The sequence below is a fragment of the Streptococcus sp. 1055 genome, from assembly GCF_013276815.1.
In the GTDB taxonomy this organism is placed as follows: Bacteria; Bacillota; Bacilli; order Lactobacillales; family Streptococcaceae; genus Streptococcus; species Streptococcus pseudopneumoniae.
This window is the reverse complement of sequence record NZ_VMLT01000092.1, coordinates 1-3,436: the sequence shown is the minus strand read 5'-3', so window position 1 is coordinate 3,436 and position 3,436 is coordinate 1. Positions and strand designations below refer to the sequence as shown.

Annotated in this window: 3 protein-coding genes and 1 pseudogene; 1 reads left to right on the top strand and 3 read right to left on the bottom strand. The window is 42.1% G+C overall.

Going from position 1 to position 3,436, the window contains the following annotated elements:
- The coding region (locus tag HT699_RS08195) for a MerR family transcriptional regulator (protein ID WP_172934249.1) at positions 1 to 397 on the bottom strand (397 nt) is incomplete at its 3' end.
- A gap of 234 nt (positions 398 to 631) precedes the next feature.
- On the opposite strand from HT699_RS08195, the gene HT699_RS08185 reads away from it, so the two are divergent.
- Entirely contained in the window at positions 632 to 1,960 is a 1,329-nt protein-coding gene (locus HT699_RS08185) for a sodium-dependent transporter (RefSeq protein WP_172934250.1), read from the top strand.
- A 40-nt stretch (positions 1,961 to 2,000) separates the two neighbouring features.
- Here the strand turns inward: HT699_RS08185 and manA are convergent, their stop codons facing one another.
- Both manA and HT699_RS08175 read right to left on the bottom strand, forming a co-directional pair.
- Complete coding sequence (manA, locus tag HT699_RS08180) at positions 2,001 to 2,945, bottom strand: mannose-6-phosphate isomerase, class I (RefSeq protein ID WP_050223723.1); 945 nt, start codon at positions 2,943 to 2,945, stop codon at positions 2,001 to 2,003.
- A gap of 120 nt (positions 2,946 to 3,065) precedes the next feature.
- Positions 3,066 to 3,386 (bottom strand): annotated as a pseudogene (locus HT699_RS08175) (family 1 glycosylhydrolase); the annotation flags it as partial.
- Between the last annotated feature and the right edge of the window lie 50 nt (positions 3,387 to 3,436).

The window sequence follows — 3,436 nt, the reverse complement described above, 5'->3', positions numbered from 1 at the left end:
ACACTGGTGGTTTTGATTGATGGTCTTGGTAGTTAAATCCAGCGAATTTCTCTTGAATAGTCATTTCTCTTTCTCCTTTATGTTCTTGAATGGTTTTTTGCAAGGTGGAAATCAAGGTATCCAGATGTTGCCTTTCTCTGGTCAAATAGTCCAACTGTCTGATCAAGTGAGGCAACAAATCTGATCTATCTTCCTTTAACAGCTCTGCTATTTTTTCTAAAGAAAAACCTAGATATTTATAGTAAAGAATAACCTGAAGGCGTTCCAAATCCTCCTGATTATAGGTTCGATAGCCGTTTTCCGACTTTAAAGGAACTAAGAGTCCTATCTTGTCGTAGTGGTGTAGGGTCTTAACAGAGACACCTGAAAGCTGGGCAGCTTCTTTTATATGGTACATGATTTCCTCCTTACAATGATAGTATAACCCCTCCCCTTAGGTCAGAGTCAAGCGTTGTTGCGAAATTTTTTACTTTCTCATAACATGAAAATGGTTTTCTTGACAGACCTTAGAAAACATGATAGGATAGTCAAGTCTATCAATCAAAAGAAACGCTCATCTTGAGTACTTACGAGGCTATTTGCCAAGGGCAGTAGCTTTTTCTTTTGTAATACTAATTTTAGGAGTTTAACTATGTCTGAAAAATCTCAATGGGGTTCTAAACTGGGCTTTATCCTAGCATCTGCTGGTTCAGCCATCGGACTTGGAGCCGTTTGGAAATTCCCCTATATGACTGCTGCTAATGGCGGAGGTGGCTTTTTACTAGTCTTTCTCATCTCCACTATTCTAATCGGTTTTCCCCTTTTGCTTGCTGAGTTTGCCCTCGGCCGAAGTGCTGGTGTTTCAGCTATCAAAACCTTTGGAAAACTCGGCAAGAATAGTAAGTACAACTTTATCGGTTGGATTGGTGCCTTTGCCCTCTTTATCCTCTTATCTTTCTACAGTGTTATTGGGGGATGGATTCTGGTTTATCTAGGCATTGAGTTTGGAAAATTGTTCCAAATTGGTGGAACGGGTGATTATGCTCAATTATTTACTTCAATCATTTCAAATCCAGCCATTGCGCTTGGAGCTCAAGCAGCCTTTATCCTGTTGAACATCTTTATTGTATCACGTGGGGTTCAAAAAGGGATTGAAAGAGCTTCGAAAGTCATGATGCCTCTGCTCTTTATCATCTTTGTCGTCATCATCGGGCGCTCTCTCAGTTTGCCAAATGCCATGGAAGGGGTTCTTTACTTCCTCAAACCAGACTTTTCAAAACTGACTAGCGCTGGTCCCCTCTATGCTCTGGGACAATCTTTCTTTGCCCTCTCACTAGGGGTTACTGTCATGTTGACCTATGCTTCTTACTTGGACAAGAAAACCAATCTAGTCCAGTCAGGAATCTCCATCGTAGCCATGAATATCTCGATATCCATCATGGCAGGTCTAGCCATTTTCCAAGCTCGGTCCCCCTTCAATATCCAGTCTGAAGGGGGACCGAGCTTGCTCTTTATCGTCTTGCCTCAACTCTTTGACAAGATGCCTTTTGGAACCATTTTCTACATCCTCTTCCTCTTGCTCTTCCTCTTTGCGACAGTCACTTCTTCCGTCGTTATGCTGGAAATCAATGTGGGCAATATCACCAACCAGGACAACAGCAAGCGTGCCATTTTGGGAATCTTGACCTTTGTCTTTGGCATTCCCTCAGCCCTATCTTACGGTGTCATGGCGGATGCTCACATCTTTGGGAAGACCTTCTTTGACGCTATGGACTTCTTGGTTTCCAATCTCCTCATGCCATTTGGAGCTCTCTGCCTTTCACTTTTTACAGGCTATATCTTTAAAAAGGCTCTTGCAATGGAGGAACTCCATCTTGATGAAACCGCATGGAAACAGGGACTGTTCCAAGTCTGGCTCTTCCTTCTTCGTTTCGTCATTCCAATCATCATCATCGTGGTCTTCATCGCCCAATTTATGTAATCAAAAAGGACTTGAGTAGTAAACTCAGGCCCTTTCTTTTTTATGGATGGCTAACAATCACTTCCAAACCTTGCCCTTCCAGAGTCCAAGCTTCAACATCACTTGGTAAGATAAAGTGACTGCCTTTTTGGATTGGATAATTTTTCCCGTCAACAGTCAGTTGACCTTGACCGGCTAAGACACTCAATAAGCTGTAGTCAGCTGTCTTTTCGAAGTCAACTTTTCCAGTAATTTCCCACTTGTAAACTGCAAAGAAATCATTGGATACAAGGAGAGTGGAACGCAAATCATCTGCTTTAACAGTTACAGGACGGCTATTTGCAGGCTCACCAATGTTTAAGACATCAATGGATTTTTCAAGATGAAGTTCACGCAAGTTGCCCTTATCGTCCTTGCGGTCAAAGTCATAGACGCGATAGGTGGTATCGCTAGACTGCTGGGTTTCAAGAATCAAGATGCCAGCCCCAATGGCATGCATGGTGCCACTTGGCACATAGAAGAAATCTCCAGCCTTAACAGGCACTTTTGTCAGCAAGTCATCCCAATTCTTGTCCTCGATTTGCTGGCGGAGTTCTTCTTTTGACTTGGCATTGTGGCCGTAGATAATCTCTGAACCTTCATTCGCAGCGATGATGTACCAGCACTCTGTTTTTCCAAGCTCGCCTTCATGCTCGAGTCCATAAGCATCATCTGGATGAACTTGAACACTGAGCCAGTCGTTGGCATCCAGAATCTTAGTCAAAAGCGGAAATACAGGCTCAGGACGATTGCCAAACAATTCACGGTGTTCTGCATACAAAGTAGCTAGATCTGTTCCCTCAAAACTACCATTGGCAACTTTAGAAACTCCATTTGGGTGAGCTGAGATAGCCCAGTATTCCCCTATTTTTTCACTTGGGATGTCGTAGCCAAACTCATCACGTAGCTTGGTTCCACCCCAGATTTTTTCTTGCATAACTGATTGTAAAAATAATGGTTCTGACATTTTATTCTCCTGTCTGATCTTTCTTCCTTCATTATAACAAAAAAAGAGTTCCATTTGAACTCTTTTTTACATCTTATAAAGCAGGGAGAAGATTTTATAAAAATAGTAAACAAATGTGCTCTACTCGATGCTTGCTCCATTGCTATCAATGACATCCTTGTACCAATAGAAGGACTTCTTCTTGCTACGTTTGAGAGTCCCATTTCCTACATTATCTCGATCTACATAGATAAAGCCATAGCGCTTATTCATTTCCCCTGTGCCAGCTGAAACCGGATCGATACATCTCCAAGTCGTATAACCAAGCAAGTCAACCCCGTCTTGGTAAATGGCATCTCGCATGGCCTTGATGTGGGCCTCTAAGTAAGTAATCCGATAGTCATCTGCTACATAACCATTCTCATCCGGTTTATCCATAGCACCGAGTCCATTTTCTACGATAATACTAAACTAAAATCAAAAAGCATTATATAATAGTAATATGAAATCAA

Bases quoted from the DNA above. Each gene is read 5' to 3' on its own strand.
- manA (WP_050223723.1), bottom strand. From the start codon at position 2,945: ATGTCAGAACCATTATTTTTACAATCAGTTATGCAAGAAAAAATCTGG.
- HT699_RS08185 (WP_172934250.1), top strand. From the start codon at position 632: ATGTCTGAAAAATCTCAATGGGGTTCTAAACTGGGCTTTATCCTAGCA.